14 protein-coding genes and 8 tRNA genes are annotated in these 17593 nt (G+C 35.9%); 15 read left to right on the top strand and 7 right to left on the bottom strand.

The features are described from left to right. The coding region (locus ACLRVU_RS15265) for a hypothetical protein (RefSeq protein WP_412892357.1) at positions 1–199 on the top strand (199 nt) is incomplete at its 5' end. Between the two features lie 160 nt (positions 200–359). On the opposite strand, the gene ACLRVU_RS15260 is transcribed toward ACLRVU_RS15265, so the two are convergent. From ACLRVU_RS15260 to glmS, 3 genes are read right to left on the bottom strand one after another with little or no spacing between them, the layout of a single operon-like run. Further along, positions 360–1220 carry a Cof-type HAD-IIB family hydrolase gene (locus ACLRVU_RS15260; RefSeq protein WP_412892356.1) on the bottom strand — a complete coding sequence of 287 codons (861 nt, stop codon included), beginning with the start codon at positions 1218–1220 and terminating at the stop codon, positions 360–362. A 12-nt stretch (positions 1221–1232) separates the two neighbouring features. Beyond that, positions 1233–2312 carry a metallophosphoesterase gene (locus tag ACLRVU_RS15255; protein WP_412892355.1) on the bottom strand — a complete coding sequence of 360 codons (1080 nt, stop codon included), beginning with the start codon at positions 2310–2312 and terminating at the stop codon, positions 1233–1235. Positions 2313–2367: 55 nt separating this feature from the next. Then, the gene (gene glmS, locus ACLRVU_RS15250; protein WP_412892354.1) at positions 2368–4176 is read right to left on the bottom strand and encodes a glutamine--fructose-6-phosphate transaminase (isomerizing); all 1809 of its coding nucleotides are present in this window, start codon (positions 4174–4176) and stop codon (positions 2368–2370) included. Positions 4177–4494: 318 nt separating this feature from the next. On the opposite strand from glmS, the gene glmM reads away from it, so the two are divergent. Further along, positions 4495–5838, top strand: coding sequence for a phosphoglucosamine mutase (glmM, locus tag ACLRVU_RS15245; RefSeq protein WP_412892353.1), 1344 nt, complete (start codon positions 4495–4497; stop codon positions 5836–5838). A 20-nt stretch (positions 5839–5858) separates the two neighbouring features. Here glmM and ACLRVU_RS15240 read toward each other — a convergent pair whose 3' ends face one another. Next, positions 5859–6788: a LysR family transcriptional regulator gene (locus ACLRVU_RS15240; protein WP_412892352.1), complete on the bottom strand. Its 930-nt coding sequence runs from the start codon at positions 6786–6788 to the stop codon at positions 5859–5861. 124 nt (positions 6789–6912) lie between these two features. Between ACLRVU_RS15240 and ACLRVU_RS15235 the strand changes: the two genes are divergently transcribed. The 8 genes from ACLRVU_RS15235 (at position 6913) to ACLRVU_RS15200 (ending at position 7841) form a co-directional block, all read left to right on the top strand. Beyond that, a tRNA-Asn gene (locus ACLRVU_RS15235) sits at positions 6913–6988 on the top strand. Between the two features lie 3 nt (positions 6989–6991). Next, positions 6992–7067: transfer RNA gene (locus tag ACLRVU_RS15230), tRNA-Glu, on the top strand. A gap of 268 nt (positions 7068–7335) precedes the next feature. After that, a tRNA-Asn gene (locus ACLRVU_RS15225) sits at positions 7336–7411 on the top strand. Positions 7412–7414: 3 nt separating this feature from the next. Continuing rightward, a tRNA-Glu gene (locus tag ACLRVU_RS15220) sits at positions 7415–7490 on the top strand. A 6-nt stretch (positions 7491–7496) separates the two neighbouring features. Then, positions 7497–7572: transfer RNA gene (locus ACLRVU_RS15215), tRNA-Val, on the top strand. Positions 7573–7579: 7 nt separating this feature from the next. After that, a tRNA-Thr gene (locus ACLRVU_RS15210) sits at positions 7580–7655 on the top strand. 8 nt (positions 7656–7663) lie between these two features. Next, positions 7664–7739, top strand: a tRNA-Lys gene (locus ACLRVU_RS15205). An 18-nt stretch (positions 7740–7757) separates the two neighbouring features. Continuing rightward, positions 7758–7841 (top strand) — tRNA-Leu (locus tag ACLRVU_RS15200). A gap of 112 nt (positions 7842–7953) precedes the next feature. On the opposite strand, the gene rsmH is transcribed toward ACLRVU_RS15200, so the two are convergent. After that, a complete protein-coding gene (gene rsmH / locus ACLRVU_RS15195) occupies positions 7954–8994 on the bottom strand; it encodes a 16S rRNA (cytosine(1402)-N(4))-methyltransferase RsmH (RefSeq protein ID WP_412892351.1) in 1041 nt (346 codons plus the stop codon). Positions 8995–9191: 197 nt separating this feature from the next. Between rsmH and tig the strand changes: the two genes are divergently transcribed. Continuing rightward, a complete protein-coding gene (gene tig, locus ACLRVU_RS15190; protein WP_412892350.1) occupies positions 9192–10142 on the top strand; it encodes a trigger factor in 951 nt (316 codons plus the stop codon). Between the two features lie 191 nt (positions 10143–10333). Here tig and ACLRVU_RS15185 read toward each other — a convergent pair whose 3' ends face one another. Both ACLRVU_RS15185 and ACLRVU_RS15180 read right to left on the bottom strand, forming a co-directional pair. Then, the gene (locus tag ACLRVU_RS15185) at positions 10334–12544 is read right to left on the bottom strand and encodes an EAL domain-containing protein (RefSeq protein WP_412892349.1); all 2211 of its coding nucleotides are present in this window, start codon (positions 12542–12544) and stop codon (positions 10334–10336) included. A gap of 1 nt (position 12545) precedes the next feature. Further along, entirely contained in the window at positions 12546–13838 is a 1293-nt protein-coding gene (locus ACLRVU_RS15180) for an ABC transporter substrate-binding protein (protein WP_412892348.1), read from the bottom strand. A 277-nt stretch (positions 13839–14115) separates the two neighbouring features. Between ACLRVU_RS15180 and ald the strand changes: the two genes are divergently transcribed. The 4 genes from ald to ACLRVU_RS15160 all read left to right on the top strand — a co-directional run. Further along, positions 14116–15225, top strand: coding sequence for an alanine dehydrogenase (ald, locus tag ACLRVU_RS15175; protein ID WP_412892347.1), 1110 nt, complete (start codon positions 14116–14118; stop codon positions 15223–15225). Between the two features lie 299 nt (positions 15226–15524). After that, positions 15525–16541, top strand: a complete 1017-nt coding sequence (asnA, locus tag ACLRVU_RS15170) for an aspartate--ammonia ligase (protein ID WP_412892346.1) — start codon at positions 15525–15527, stop codon at positions 16539–16541. A gap of 235 nt (positions 16542–16776) precedes the next feature. Beyond that, entirely contained in the window at positions 16777–17289 is a 513-nt protein-coding gene (gene loaP, locus ACLRVU_RS15165) for an antiterminator LoaP (protein ID WP_412892345.1), read from the top strand. Between the two features lie 29 nt (positions 17290–17318). Continuing rightward, positions 17319–17593 (top strand): sugar transferase (locus ACLRVU_RS15160; protein WP_412892344.1); only part of this gene is annotated, 275 nt, incomplete at its 3' end.

Raw genomic sequence — 17593 nt, 5'->3', positions numbered from 1 at the left:
TGACCCGATTCTAGCTGCAAGAGGGACAAATTTTTCTTCCAAAAATTTCATTGTCCTTTTTCCTCCCCGTGAAATTTATGTAGCGTCTTTTGGTAACGTTTACATTCCATATTATAGGCATTCAAGAGACATACCTCAAACTATGAAATTTCCAAAAAAAGTGGAAAATAAAAGCTATTGTCTTTCTTCTAATATTTAAAACAGTCATTTTTCAACAAAAACAAAAAGGGGCAGACAAACTCCCCTAATTGTTTGAGCATATTCATTTTTGAAAGATTGATGTAAGCCTTACTTACAACCTCTATTATATTGACATTTCAGCATATCTCCATACTTGAATTTGCCAAATTAATTGGCAGTTATTTCACCACTGACTCCTGCAGAAGACTTTCAACCACACATGCCACACCCTCGTCTTCATTACTAAAACAGCTGTATTTAGCAACCTTTTTCACACTTTCTAAAGCGTTAGCCGGGGCATATGAATTGGGAATGATTTCCAACATGCTGATGTCATTTTCACCATCGCCAAACACCATCACTTCTTCTTTTTCAATCTTGAAATGTTCCATGACCTTTTTAAGTCCGGCACCTTTATTAACCCCTTTCGGCATGATTTCCAGCCACCCCTTAGACACAACCAGAACATCATATTCCCGACTTAGTTTCTTTCTTATATAAGGCAATAATAAACGTGTATAAAGAGGCACCTGTGAATACCCTACTTTATTCACATCATGATCGATCACCTCTTTTTTCGTAATAAAGATATGTCCATCCATCTGTCCTTCAAAATTTTCCGTTACCTTTTGATGTATGATCTTAAAAGCAATTTTTTTGCAAAAAAACAATGCTTTAGAAATACAGTCCTTCACCTGATGATCATTCATCACCATAACCTCAAATAATAAACGATTTCCAAAACGAACCAGCTTCATGCTTTGCTCCCCTGTCAGCATCGTTCCTTTTTCATAAGTATCATCATCAAAAAAATAGGTTTCCTGTCCATTGACACCGATGATCGCTCCAGTCTTAAATTCATCAATTTTTAATTCTTTGTAGATTTTCTCTAAAGAGCGATAATTACGTCCGGTTGCCAAGACAACTCTGATCCCCTGCTGCTGAGCCTTAATCAAAGTCTGTTTTGTTTTATCTGTTAAAATCTTTTTATTTGACAGCAATGTTCCATCCAAATCCGTTACGATCAGTTTTATTGCCATGATTTTTCCTCCTTAATCTTCTGCCTCAACATGGATCAATGTAAATTCCGCATTGGAAGAGGTTCTCAGCTGAGGTCCCCAACCGCCAATTCCACCACTGACAAAAACATCTGTCTGCTCGATTTTACGATGTCCATACCCAACTTCAAATAAAATATCAATTGCATAATTTAAAGGATAAAGCTGACCGTTATGAGTATGTCCCGAAACTTGCATATCGATATTTAAATCTACGCTTTCTCTTACTCGTTTAGGATTATGATCCATGACTATATTGAATTTTCCTAATTGTGCTGCATCTATAAATGAACTTAATTGTTTTTCGTCATATGAGACATCGTCTCTTCCGATAATCACCAGCTGATCTTCTAATAAGATACTTTCATCTTCTAAAACTTGGATTCCTAAACGCATCAGTTCATCTTTAACTTCCGGAATCTCTCCGGTATAAAAATCATGATTCCCCATTGTCATATAAACGCCTAATCGGCTTTTTAATCGTGTCAGATTTTGAAGCATATTCCCTTCTTTAACAGGGGCATAGTCTGAATCAATCAAATCGCCGGCAATTAAGATAAGATCCGGCTGTGTGGCATTGATTGCATCGATCATCTTGTTTAACCGTGAAGTGCCAATCAAATCACCCAAATGCAGATCTGTCACTAATGCAATTGTATAATCCTGATCTACTTTATGGGAAATGATATTGTATTCTTTAGTAAGAATATGATGCTGCTGATAGATACCGAGCGGAAAGATCACTCCAATAATAAGGATCAGTGATAAGAGATAGAGATCCCATTTTACTTTAATAAAACGATGAATAAAATAACAGATTGTAAAAAATAGTAAGCAATAAAATAAAAATCCTAAATAATAAGACCCTATATAAGCAAGTGGTACCCGAATCAGTTTTGGCAAGTAGGCATGAAAGATTTGGTATAACACATAACTGAGCGCTATAAACCAAAATACAACTTGAAATCCTCGTTTTGGTATATGGAAACGCATAATCGAAAGATATAGGCGTTTTTCTAATAAATACTGAATCCCTATATAAAGGATTAAGAACAATAATATAAATAGAATCATCTTCACCCTCCTTTAACGTCCATTATAGCATAAAAAAGAATAAGCTCATACAAGCTTATTCTACAGTAACACTTTTAGCAAGGTTTCTTGGTTTATCCACATCGCAGCCTTTTAAACAAGCTGTATAGTAAGCAATCAACTGCAGCGGGACCGCTACGATAATCGATTGCAGCAAAGGGTGAATATCCGGTAAGATATAGGTTTCACTGGCATTGTTAATTTCCATGCCACGCAGTGTAAATAAAATAACATTGGCACCTCTGGCAATCGTTTCTTGAATATTGCTGATGGTTTTAGCGGCAATATGAGGCTGAGAAGCAACTGCAAACAATACAGAACCTTCTTCAATCAAGGCAATCGGACCATGTTTTAATTCACCGGCGATATATGCATCGGCATGCACATAAGACACTTCTTTTAATTTCAATGCCCCTTCTAAAACCGAAGCATAATCCAAGCTTCTGCCAATAAAATAAGCATCATGCGCCTCTTTTAAGTATTTGGCATAATTGGCAAACAAAGATTCATCTTCTAATACTTTTTCCACAATTTCCGGAAGCTTCATCAGATTTTGAATAAGCTCCTGATATAAATCAATTTTTTTATTTAAACGCTGAGCGGCATACATTGCCAGCAGCATTAAAACCACTAACTGTGTGGTGTAGGCTTTTGTTGAAGCGACTGCAATTTCCGGTCCTGCACACGTATAAATTGTATAATCCGCTTCTCGGCTGATTGTACTTCCTAAAACATTCGCAACGGCAATAGTTGTCGACTGCTGTTTTTTAGCTAAACGCAGTGCAGCCAAGGTATCCGCAGTTTCCCCAGACTGAGAAACAAATAAACATAATGTATGTTCATCAATTGCCGAATCATTATATCTGAATTCTGAAGCTACCTGACAGATTACCGGTATCTTGGTCATTCTTTCAAAAATATTAGCTCCTGATAAACACGCATGATAAGCTGTTCCGCAGGCAACAAAATACGCTTTATTGAATTTAGAAAAATCAATCGCTGTCAATTCATCTAAAACCACTTGATCCTGATTGATTCTTCCACGTAATGTCTCTTTAATCACATGAGGCTGTTCATGTATTTCTTTAAGCATAAACGTATCATAACCGTCTTTTTGCGCCGCTTCATGATCGTAAGGGATCGTCACCAGTTCCTTTTCAATCGGTTTTAAGTTAGAATCATAAAAATCAACATGATCGGGGTGTAAAACCGCAATATCATGGTCATTTAAAAAATATACTTCTTTCGTATATTCCAATAAAGCCGGAATATCACTGGCTCCGTAAGTACCGCTGTCACTTTTTCCAATGACAATCGGACTGTCTTTTTTCGTAATCACAACCTCGTCAGGATGATTTGTTGTGACGACACATAAAGCATAGCTTCCTTCTAACTGTGTTAACACCTTTTGCAGTGCTTTTAAAATATCTCCTTCATAATAATAATCTAATAAATGGACAACTACCTCGCTATCGGTTTCTGAATTAAAATGATAGCCTTTTTCTAATAAAAAGCTTTTTAATTCACGATAGTTTTCAATAATTCCATTATGCACGATCGATATCGTTTCCTCTTCATTGGTATGAGGATGAGAATTCAGATTCGAGGGAATACCATGTGTTGCCCAGCGGGTATGTCCGATTCCCACCTGACCCTTTAACACTTGATCGCTTAACGCTTCTTTTAAATCTTTTAATCTTCCTTTAGTTTTCACTGTTTTTAACTGATGCTGACTTAAAATTGTCACTCCCGCTGAATCATACCCACGATATTCCAATTTTTCTAATCCCTGCAGTAAAAAGGGTAATGCTTCTTTTTTTGTACTGATGGCAGTTATTCCGCACATTGTATATACCTCCATTATAATATTTGTTATAAATGGGGCATACCAAGTGGATTTGTTTAATGATCACTCACTATTTTTGTCCACCGTTCAGGTAGTATGCCTACCTCTTAACCATCCGCCGAATATTTCGATAAGTTAAGTCCTCGTCATCTTTATTAAGACCTGGCGCTACTTCTATTCCTTCCCAATTTATAACATACCCCATTATACGAATTTTTTATTTTAAAGCCACCTATATCATAGAATTATCATAATTTGAAAATATTATGTGACTTATGGTATTATAATGTTATAGAAAATAAAAAAGGAGATTGTCCAATGGGAAAATATTTTGGAACAGATGGATTCCGCGGAGAAGCAAATGTTGATTTAACTGTGGAACATGCATATAAAGTAGGACGCTATTTAGGGTGGTACTACGGTAAAGAAAAGAAAGCTAAAATTGTCATCGGAAAAGATACAAGAAGATCAAGCTATATGTTTGAATACTCATTAGTAGCCGGACTGACAGCAAGCGGAGCAGATGTTTATCTGCTGCACGTAACAACAACCCCTTCTGTTTCTTACGTGGTAAGAAGCGAAGATTTTGATGCAGGAATCATGATTAGTGCATCTCACAACCCTTTCTATGATAACGGAATTAAAGTTATTAATTCTAACGGGGCGAAATTAGAAGCTGAAGTTGAAGAATTAATTGAACGCTATATTGATGGTGAATGTGAAGAAATACCTTTTGCTACAAAAGAAAACATCGGAAGAACTGTTGATTATTCAATGGGAAGAAACCGTTATATTGGTTATTTAATGACGATTCCAACACGTTCATTTAAAAACTTCAAAGTTGGTTTGGATTTAGCCAACGGAAGTGCCAGCGCAATCGCTAAATCTGTATTTGATGCTTTAGGAGCTAAAACCTATGTCATCAACAACGATCCTGATGGATTAAATATTAATACAAACTGTGGCTCTACTCACATTGAAGTCTTACAGCAATTTGTTCGTGACAATGGCTTGGATGTCGGGTTTGCCTATGACGGAGATGCAGACCGCTGTATCGCTGTTGATGAATTCGGACGTGTAATTGACGGAGATTTAATTCTTTATGTCTGTGGTACTTATATGAAACAGCATGGAGAATTAATCAACGATACAATCGTTACAACGATCATGTCTAATCTTGGTTTATACAAAGCACTTGATGAATTAAATATCAGTTATGAAAAGACCGCCGTTGGTGATAAATACGTGTATGAAAATATGGTAAACAATGGTCACTGCATTGGCGGAGAGCAATCCGGTCATATTATCTTCTCTAAACATGCAACAACGGGTGATGGAATCTTAACTTCATTGAAGGTCATGGAAACTATTGTAGAAACAAAGAAAACATTGGCTCAATTAATTGAACCTGTCACAATTTATCCGCAATTATTAAAGAACGTTAAAGTAAAAAGCAAACCAGATGCAAGAGAAGATGCCGATGTTCAAGCAGCTGTCGATCGTGTCAGCAAAGCTTTAGGGGATAATGGACGTATCTTACTTCGTGAAAGTGGAACTGAACCGGTAATCCGTGTCATGGTAGAAGCAGAAACCGATGATATTTGTCAAAAATATGTTACTGAAGTGATTGAAGTCATTAAAAACAAAGGACATTTAGCTTAAATAAAAAAATTCACAGATCATTAAATCTGTGAATTTTTATTTGTTATTTCATTTTCAATGACTGCTTTTAAACGCTCAATATATTCGATCGCTAATTTAGATAAGGTCATATTCTTATGTGTCAGATACCCTACGGACAGCTTGTCTTCTATTTCTAAAGGCACTGCAATGATACTGTTGCCATTTAAATCTGAACTTAATACTCCGGTAGAAATCGTGTATCCGTTCAATCCAATTAAGAGATTAAATAAGGTAGCACGGTCACTGACTTTAATATTCTTTTTTCTGGAGATTGTACTGAGAATTTCTTCAGAAAAATGAAAAGAATTGTATTCGCCCTGTTCAAAAGATAAATAAGGATACTCTTCTAAATCTTCCAGAGTTATTTTATTTTTGGAAGCAAGAGGATGCATAGCACTGATAAAAACATGAGCCGAGGCTAAAAATAAAGGATGAAACTCTAATGAAGCTTCTTTTATTAGTTTTCGAATTACCTTTTCATTAAAAGCATTTAAATAGAGTACCCCTACTTCACTTCTCAGGTTCTTTAAATCATCGATGATCTCATAGGTTCGTGTTTCCCGCAAAGTAAATTCATATTCATTATTGGCATATTTTTCTACCAGCTCGACAAAAGCATTCACCGCAAACGCATAATGCTGTGCAGATACCGAGAAATGCTGAGGAAACAGTTTTTTACTATGATAGCGGCTTTCTAACAGTTCAACCTGTTCATAAACCTGTTTTGCATAGCTTAAAAACTCTATCCCCTCTTCCGATAAATGAATCCCCTTATTCGTTCTTTGAAAAATAGTGATTGCCAGTTCATCCTCTAATTCTTTTATGGCATTGGATAAACTGGGCTGTGAAATAAACAGCGATTTTGCTGCTTCATTAATAGAACCGCATTTGGCTGTTGTAAGAATATATTTTAATTGCTGCAGTGTCATTATTTCACCTTCTTTTTATGGCTTTATAGTGCCATAATCTGATGAGCTGGTCAAGTATAAAAAAAGTAATAAAAAGTGTTGCATTTATAATTATGTCATGATATTATAAATAGGCATTAGAAATGCTTGAATAGCTCAGTTGGTAGAGCAATCGGCTGTTAACCGATCGGTCGTAGGTTCGAGTCCTACTTCAAGCGCCATGTGGCCTGTTGGAGAAACGGTTAACTCACATGCCTTTCACGCATGCATTCACGGGTTCGAATCCCGTACGGGTCACCATTTAAAATCAGCGTTGGGAACAACGTTTTTATTTTTGCACGGGGGTACATAACTATTATTTTAAAATTTTTAATAATTTCTTTAAAAATTGTTAAAGATATTAATGTATAGTATATGTAAAGGGGGATTCACGATGACAGCCGAATTAGAGAAGAATATTATCTTTGCGGTGATGTTTATTGCCGGAATGTTACTAGTTTTAGCACAAATGTAAAAAAAGTGTTGCAATTAGGTTTCATCCATGCTATTATTTAAAAGCACTGGAAATGCTTGAATAGCTCAGTTGGTAGAGCAATCGGCTGTTAACCGATCGGTCGTAGGTTCGAGTCCTACTTCAAGCGCCATGTGGCCTGTTGGAGAAACGGTTAACTCACATGCCTTTCACGCATGCATTCACGGGTTCGAATCCCGTACAGGTCACCATTTTTCGGAGGTTTAGCTCAGTTGGGAGAGCATCTGCCTTACAAGCAGAGGGTCAGCGGTTCGAGCCCGTTAACCTCCACCATTTTTTTGCCGACTTAGCTCAATTGGTAGAGCAACTGACTTGTAATCAGTAGGTTGAGGGTTCAAGTCCTTTAGCCGGCACCATATTAAATGACCCGCTAGCTCAGTCGGTAGAGCATCTGACTTTTAATCAGAGGGTCAGGCGTTCGAGTCGCCTGCGGGTCACCATTTTAATTAAATATACATGCGGGTGTGGCGAAACTGGCAGACGCACTAGACTTAGGATCTAGCGCCTATGGCATGCAGGTTCAAGTCCTGTCACCCGCACCAAATTACAACAGAGTCTCAAATCCTATAGGGTTTGAGATTTTTTTATAGACAAATAAAGAAAATAAAAATTGTGCCGCTAATATATTGCCGACACAATTTTTGGTATATAATCCTATGCTTTAATCGCCCATCTCATTTTAGTGGATTTAGCGCGAGAATTAATGCGGCATTCCTCTTTTCCGGGACGGATCACTTCCCTTGCCACATCACTGTAAATTCCCAGATTTTTCATTTCCTTAAATGCTTTTTTCACGATACGGTCTTCTCCGGAATGAAAGGTCAGAATTACCGCTTTTCCTCCCGGTTTTAAAATAAAAGGCAGTTTTTCCATAAACTCATAGAGAACATCAAATTCACTGTTCACTTCAATACGAAGAGCTTGAAATACTCTGGCAGCAGATTTTTTTACTACTTCTTTTCTTTCATTGCCCGAAATAAAAGATAAGCTCTTTTCGATGATTTTATACAGTTGTATTGTCGTCTCAATAGGTTGCCCCGCTTTTAAATAAGAGTCAATATTTCCGGCGATTTCTTTCGCATATGGCTCATCAGAATTCTCTATCAGAAGCTGTTCTAGCTGGGCTTTGTTTAATTCCTTCAGCCTTTGTGATGCCGGTATTCCTTTTTGAGGATTCAGTCTTAGATCTAACGGTCCTTCTTTCTTATATGAAAATCCCCGCTCAGGATTATCAATCTGCATTGAAGATACACCAAGATCAGCTAAAACAAAATCAAACAATCCCACTTCTCTAGATATAAAATCGATATTCTTGAAGTTACAATGCTTAATCGTTAGAGCATCTTCCCCATAACCTTTATTTAACAAACGTTCTTTTGTTTTCACACTTTCAATCGGATCAATATCCAACGCATATAAATGACCGGTGTGATTTAAACGTTCAAGCATTTTTAGTGTATGGCCGCCATAGCCTAGCGTACAATCCAATCCGATTTGTCCTTCTTGAATATCCAAAAACTCTAAGATTTCATTCACCATGATAGATAAGTGCATACCTACCGGTGTACTCCCCTTCTTAATTACTTTCTCTATCGTCTCAGGATATAGTTCCGGATTTAGTTCTTTATATTTCTCATCATAACGTTTAGGATGTGTTCCTTTATAGCGGACTCTTCTTTGATGCTTTGGTTCCATGAACTCTCCTCCTTTTCTTTCATTCACATTAATATCTATAATATCATCAAGCCATGTTTTATGTCTATCTAAATATTTACCGCTATTTAACTTTAACCCCTAAAGTTGAATATTTTTTATTTTTAGCAACAAATTATTCTTATATATCCTACAATATGGTACAATAGGCACATAACGAAATTGAAAGGAACAGAATAATGGGAAAAGTAAATAAATTAGCACAATATAAAGGAATTGAAGTTAAAATTGAAAAACAAACAGCAACAGAAGAAGAAGTCAATCAACAAATTCAAGCAATGGTAGCACAAAGCCCTACTTTCGTAGAAAAAGACGGTGAAGTTGCTCATGGTGATATGACAACGATCGATTTTGAAGGATTCAAAGATGGTGTCGCATTCGATGGTGGAAAAGCAGAAGGACATCAATTAGAAATCGGATCAGGTCAGTTTATTCCTGGTTTTGAGGAACAATTGATCGGTATGAAAAAGGGAGAAACAAGAGATTTAAATTTAACTTTCCCGGAAAATTATGGAATGGCTGATTTAGCCGGAGCAGATGTTGTGTTTAAAGTAAAGCTTCATAAAATCGAAAATAAACAAGAATCTGAATTGAACGATGAGTTTGTCACTTCTTTAAATATTCCCGAAACAAACACTGTTGAAGATCTGAAAAACCAAATGAGAGCCCATATCCAGTCTCAACATGATCAAGCTTATAGAACGAATGTAGAAAACACTATTTTTGATCAATTAATTCAAGGAAGTGATGTTGAAGTGAGTGAAGAAGATATGCAAAAGGCAATGGAACAACATATCCAGCATATTAAAATGGATTTAGCCCAGCAAGGAATGCAGTTAGAACAATATCTGCAGATGATGGGAATGACAGATGAAACTTTAAAACAACAATTAGAACCATCTGCAAAACAACAAGCTAAATTTGAATTGATTATTGATGAAATCGTTCGTGTTGAAAATATTTCGACAACCGATGAAGAAGTAGATCAGCAAATTGAAATGATTGCTCAGCAAAATCAAATGACAAAAGAACAAGTGTTGGAAAGAATTCAAGCTGATGATTTAAAACGTGACTTCAATCGTTTGAAAGCCAGTCAGTTAGTCCTTCAAAGTGCAAAGGTAAGCGAATAATCATTTTTAATAGACAATTGATAAATACAGTTAAACCACACAGGAACGAGTACCTAAAGGATACAGGTTATTTCTTCCTGTGTTTTGTTTCATTCTACAACAATCTGATTATAGATTATTTAGATAAAATAAAAAGCACCTTAGCTATTGGTTTACTTCAAAACTCCAATAGACACGGTGCTTTTTATAATTTATTTTTCGAGGTGCTGATAAAAATCATCAATGATACATGGTTTTGAATAGATAAATCCCTGAACCATATCACACCCTGTATTTTTCAGCATTTCCAGCTGTTCATCCTCTTCTATGCCTTCTGCCACAACTTTCATATAAAGCTGTTTTGCCATGTCAATCATACTCTTTAGAATCACAATTTTACGATCCTGATGATCACTTTGATCAAAGAATACTTTATCTAATTTCACAATATCAACCGGCAAATCCTTTAACGTATTTAAAGAAGAATAGCCAGAACCAAAATCATCGATAGAACATAAGAAACCATATTTTTTCAGCTGTTCCAAGATGTTGAATATTTCTTTTGTATTTTCTAAAAGAATGCTTTCTGTCAATTCTAATTCAATCAAATTATCAGGTATTTCATACATATCTTTAATTCTGTTATAACGCTCTGCAAAGTTTTCTGAATATAAATGAACACGTGATACATTGACCGAAATAGGTACAATTTTCTGTTTCTTTTGAATACGTTCATGTAAATCTTCACACACTTTCGTGAATACATATTCATCCAACTGACGAATAAAACCGTTACGCTCAAACAACGGAATAAATTCTCCCGGACTAATGAACTGACCATCAGGTTTTTGCCAGCGAACCAGTGCTTCTCCACCCAAAATCTTTGATCCGTCTAATGAATACTTAGGCTGAATCATATAAATAAACTCACCATTATCCAATGCCTGCACCATACTTTGTTCCATCTGTGCATCACGCAGCAATGCTTCCCGCATTGTTTTATTATAGAATTGATAAGAGATACTGGAGTCTTCTTTAACCCCCGTCTGCGCCATCTTTGCTCGATCAATAATTCCATTAATATTCGTTTCTTTAGCATCCTCAATCAAACATATACCTATGCGTACTTTAAATTTCTTTTCCTGATCAAACCCACTCTCTACTTGATTAATAATATTTTGACATAATTCCAAAATATCCTCTCTTTTTTTATATTCAATCATCAGTAAGAAATCATCTCCCGATATACGACAGCTAATATCTTTGGAATGTGAAATTTGTCTCAGCACATCTGCCATATATTTTAATACTGTATCCCCATAATTATACCCTTCAATATCATTCAATAATTTAAAACCGAGAATATCTATATAAAGTACGGCAATATCCATATCCCCGCCGCTTAGGCGCGCTTCCCCATCAATCAGAAATTTTTCATAACGATATAATCCTGTCAGCTGATCATAAAAAGCTAATTTCTCAATTTTTTTCTTTTGTTTTGCAGAGTTCCAATGATAAACGTAACCCAATACAGCCAAACAAATCATAATAAAAATACATAACCTCATTGTTCGATCGATGATCGTATTCGCCTGTTTCATCACAACCTGACTTGGAATAATAGATACAACATACCAATTATCGCCATTCTCCATCGGTACATAGGTAAAGATATAATCCTCGCCTTTATAGAAAAATTGGGACGCACCGGAATGTTTTAATGATAGTTGTTCTTTGACATCAGAGCTAAGTGCTTTATTATTTCCCTCCATATTAATCATATCAAATAAATTCTGAATAGTACGGTTACTGTTTTTATGTAATGAACGTATTAATACATCCCCGTCTAAATTAATAATATAAGAAAATCCAGTATTATTGTAAAATGATAAAGTGAAATGATCTCGAATGGATTTTACCGATCTCGTTTTCTGTACCAGTCCATGCGTTCCATCAGCAAAAGTAAAGTGTTCATAAACCCCAATCGAACGAACTCCTGTATAACTATCATAAAACGGCTCCCTAATTCCATCAGAACGCATTCCTAAAAGCTCCTGACGCCGTTCTTCACCTACTATCGGTATATCCATATTATCTGAATACGATTCACCTGTATCCAAATTAACACAATAAAAAGAAGTCGTCTCATCATCAAATACATTTAATATCCGCTGGATAGAATCTTTGTCAGTAGATTCCACCCCGCTTAACTCACCGGCAAATAGATGAAGAGTATCGTAATCCTTATCAATGAACGTATCTAATGCATGTTTCCCCTGCTCTGTCACTTCCAAAATATCCGTTACCGATTTATCCCAAAGCAATGATTTCACACCATCAGTGAAAATAAATGAGGCCACTAATATCCCAATTGCAGAAAGAATAGATAAAACAATAAAAACGGATTTAGTTTTCATCTTCATATCATGACGCCTCTTCTCTGTACTGTCTTATTTGTCCGTCCAAATACGCAACAACTTCCTCACTGGATTGACCTGCCAGCATTTTTTCAATACACGTACGTGTGAGATTCCAAATCGGATAATCTAAATTATCATCTGTTCCTAATACACTTCTTCCATTGGTCAAATAAGGGCTCAAACTCTGTACAGCCACATCCTCCGAAGCTCTTTCATCTTCCAACGGACTAAATGAACTCATACTGTTAACAAAGTCCCACATGACATCTTTTTGTGTTAAGTATTCTACAAATTTCTTTGCTTCTTTCAAATATGGGCTATTTGCATTAACACTAATTCTAGTATCCACATTAATCACCATGGCACAGCCGTCTTCCATGATCGGATAAGGCTGAATGGTAAAAGAAAAATTAGGATTTAAATCACGTAATCGCGGAGCCGCCCATGCCCCGGTCAGCATGAATGGCTGTTCCCCTTTCGCAAATATTTCTAAATCGCCTTTTGTTTTTTCTATATGCTGTGCTTCTTCCTTATTAATATAGTCACTTTTCAGCATTGTTTCCACAAGCTCAAATCCAGAGCGCAATGCCTCAGCTAAATCCTTTTCTCCTGAATTAAACTTTTCTATTTCTTCTTTGCTGCTATCACTCTGATAAACAGAATACATTCCTTTAGCAATAACGATCGTTTTTAAAGAAATATCATTATTCGCCACAATTGGTGTAATTCCTTGTTGTACAAAGTAATCACATACCTTTTTAAACTCATCCCAATTAGTAGGAATTTTTTGATTGTGTTTCTTTAATAAATCCTCATTGCAGTAAAGTCCAAATGCAGAGATCGATGTCGGAACATAATTTAACGCCCCATCAATACCCATCTGACTTTTTACCAATGGGCTAAAATCATCGATAGTCGATAAATCCGATAAATCTGCCAGTATATCTTTATTTTTATACTCTAGAAGGGTTGCCTGATCTACCATAAAAATATCATCTCCATTATGAGTATTAATACGCTTTTTTAAAATATCATAATAAGCGACTCCTTTAATACTCTCATAAGAAATTGAAATCTCCTCATGCTGATTCATATAATGATAAAGCGCTTTTTCTATCGCCTGAACATTTAATGGCTCATATTTAAATCCATAAAAAGTAAGATTAACCTCGGTATTGTGAACATCAGAATCTTGAACTTCATAAGAATAAGCGTTTCGTTTACTGCAGCCACTGATTCCTAAAAGAGATATCACAACAATAATTGAAATAATTTTAAACAGCCGTTTCCTTCTCATAATGCGATCCTCATGATTTCTATATGTTTTTTTATTAAATATTATCTTATATAATTCGTAATTTTCTATATATTTCTGAATAAATTTTACCATAATATTTAACTGGAAGCAATGAACTCTCCTATCCTCTGACAGAATAATTGACAGAAAATGAAGTCGTTTTCATCATAATTTTTGAAAAGATAAATCCTTTAATCATAAAAAAATGATAAGGTTCGTTGAAATTATCCCTATAATAATGATATAATTACACTTATCAAAAGGAGTGTGATCTACTATGAAGATTGGAATCCCAAAAGAAATAAAAAACAATGAGAATCGAGTTTCTTGTACCCCGGCTGGTGTTTTTGCATTATGTAAAGCAGGACATGATGTTTATGTGGAAACAATGGCGGGAATTGGAAGCGGATTTGAAGATGAAGAATATTTAGAAGCTGGAGCGAAAATTGTTTCAGTAGAAGAAGTATTTGCTGAAGCTGACCTGATCGTGAAAGTAAAAGAATATTTACCTAGTGAATATCATTACCTGCGTGAAGATCAGATGGTCTTTACTTATTTACATATTGCCAATAATGCAGATTTTGCACAGGCATTGTTGGATTCTAAAACGACAGCAATTGCTTACGAAACAGTTAGAGACATTAATGGCGGACTGCCGTTATTAACGCCGATGAGTGAGGTTGCCGGACGTATGGCTGTTCAGGTAGGGGCAACTATGCTCCAAAAAAACAACAATGGAAGAGGCTTATTATTAGGCGGAGTTCCTGGAGTTTTTCCAGCAGAAGTAGTCATCATTGGCGGCGGTACGGTAGGGCTTAATGCCGCTAAAATTGCATGTGGACTTGGCGCAATCGTTACGGTCTTTGATATCAATGCCAGCCGTATGGGATATATCGATGATATTTCCGGAGGTACTATTCATACAGCTTACAATAACGAGTATAATCTGCGTCGTGCTTTAAAAACTGCAGATTTAGTGATTGGCGCTGTCCTCGTTCCCGGAGCGAAAACCCCTAAGATCATCACCGAAGATATGGTGCAGATAATGAAAAAAGGCAGTGCGATTGTTGATGTAGCGATTGATCAAGGTGGCTGCATTGAAACTATGGATCATACGACAACACATGATGATCCTTACTTTGAAAAATTTGGTGTCATGCATTATTCTGTAGCGAATATGCCAGGAGCCGTCCCTAGAACCTCAACAATGGCGTTGTCAAACGCTACTCTGCCATATATTCTTAAACTTGCAGATAAAGGAATTGCAGCGTTAAAAGAAGACGATGGGTTATTGCTGGGATTAAATACATGTAAGGGAAAAATTACTTTTAAAGGTGTCAGTGACGCATTAGAAATGGCTTATACTGATCCTAAAGAATTACTATAAAAAAATCTCTTGAAATAGAGATTTTTTCTTATGAACACATTTAACGATGATGACGATAAGTTTTTATTAATTTGTTTCTAATAAGAATCAATAAAATTATAAATAGTATAATAAAAATCGTTTTCATACCAGATGCTCCCCTATCATGAACATAAAAATGTTCTTTATTAAAAGAATATGCTTACAATCTAACCCTTATGCATGGCTAATAATTTCGATATCAATAAAAGAATATTATTATATTTTGACCAATCACAATATATAGATTATAATAGTAAAAAATACAGGGGGAGAATAGTATGAGTAAGATGATTGTACCAGAAAACTATAAAGCATATTTGAACTTAATCGAGACTGAAGTGGCAATTAAGATGATTAAGGATACGTTTGAACGAAGATTAGCTGAACAGCTGCGTTTGACCCGCGTTTCCGCACCACTCTTTTTATTGAAAAATACTGGATTGAATGATAATTTAAGCGGAAATGAAAAACCGGTTTCTTTCAAATCGTTTGAATTAAATCATGATGATGAGATCGAGATTATTCATTCTTTGGCTAAATGGAAAAGAGATGCCTTGCATCGTTATGGATTTGAGAGACATACGGGGTTATATACAGATATGAATGCGATTAGAAAAGATGAAGAATTGGATAATATTCACTCCATGTATGTCGATCAATGGGATTGGGAAATGGTTATTTCTTCAAAAGACCGTCATTTAGAATATTTTAAAGCAATTGTTTCTAAAATCTATAATGCTTTGTTAGATGTGGAATTTTTAATGATCCGTCATTATCCGCAGTTGGGAGAATCTATTTTACCGGATGAGATTTATTTTATTACTTCTCAGGAATTAGAAGATCGTTATCCTGCTTTGACTTCAAAAGAAAGAGAAAGAGCGATTACTAAGGAACAAAAAGCTGTTTGCATTTTACAGATCGGTGATCGATTAAACTCTGGTGAAAAACATGATGGACGTGCTCCGGATTATGATGACTGGTCTTTGAATGGAGATATTCTGGTTTATAATACTCAACTGGATGATGCCTTAGAGATCTCGAGTATGGGAATCCGAGTAGATGATAAAGCCTTAAAGGAACAGCTGGAAAAAGCAGGTGAAAATGAGCGTTTAACTCTCCCCTATCATCAAAATGTCATTCATAATATTCTTCCGTTAAGTATTGGCGGAGGGATTGGTCAAAGCCGTTTGTGTATGTTCTTTTTGAGAAAGGCGCATATCGGTGAGGTTCAAGCCTCTTTATGGGATGAAGAAACGATACGCTTATGTGCAGAGCATGATATTCATTTATTATAATATTAAATAGCTTCTTACCTAATGGTGAGAAGTTTTTTTATTTTCTACTCCCCTCCCCTTCAATGATTCTTCTTTGTCAATAAAGGATAATTGACAGTTATCAAGTATATAGGAATGTTGAAAGAGGAGATCGTTGCATTGTCACGTCTTGTCATAGACAGGGTCATAGTGTCATGAGTTGAACTTAAGATTTAGGTTCAATAGGCGAAGCCTACTCTTTTTTAGGAGGAAGCTTATGAATTGGTATGTTATTCAAGTCCGAAGCGGTCATGAAAAAGAGATTGCTGATAAATGCCGCAGCTTGATTAGTAAAGAGGTATTGCAGGACTGCTTTATTCCTGAATACTATGTACAAAAGAAGTTTCATGGTCAATGGCACAAAGTCAAACAGATTTTGTTTAAAGGCTATGTCTTTTTGATCAGTGATCATATCGAGGAGCTGTTTAATGAGTTAAAGAAGATTCCGGACTTTACTAAGGTGATTGGTAAGAAAAAGGAAGAGATTTATCCCTTAAAAGAAGAGGAAGTCGTATTTCTAGTGAACTTTTCGAAAGAGGATCATATCGTGGATATGTCGATTGGGTATATCGAAGGCGAACAGATCTATGTAACAGAAGGACCATTAAAAGGAAAAGAAGGTATGATTCAAAAGATCGACCGACATAAACGAATGGCCTATATACAAGTGAGCTTATTTAATGAAGAGACGACCGCAAAGGTAGGATTAGAAATCATCAGCAAGAACTAGCTTCTTGCTTTTATTTTGGAGGGAAGAAGATGTATCGACATTTCATGAAGAGAGGAATCGATGTCGTATTGAGTGGATTAGGCATCGTAGTCTTATCTCCAGTGTTAATTATAACGGCTATGATTATCAAGTATACATCACCGGGACCGGTGCTGTTTAAGCAGGAACGAGTAGGAAAAGACAACAAACTGTTTAAGATCTATAAGTTTAGAAGCATGCGAATAGATACACCAAAGGATGTGCCAACGCATCAGTTAAAGAATCCGGATCAGTATATTACGAAGATTGGAAAGTTTATGAGAAA

It is taken from the genome of Beduini sp., assembly GCF_047239305.1.
GTDB lineage: Bacteria > Bacillota_I > Bacilli_A > Erysipelotrichales > Coprobacillaceae > Beduini.
The sequence above is the reverse complement of the archived record's forward strand: the minus strand, read 5'-3'. Positions and strand labels throughout refer to the sequence as shown.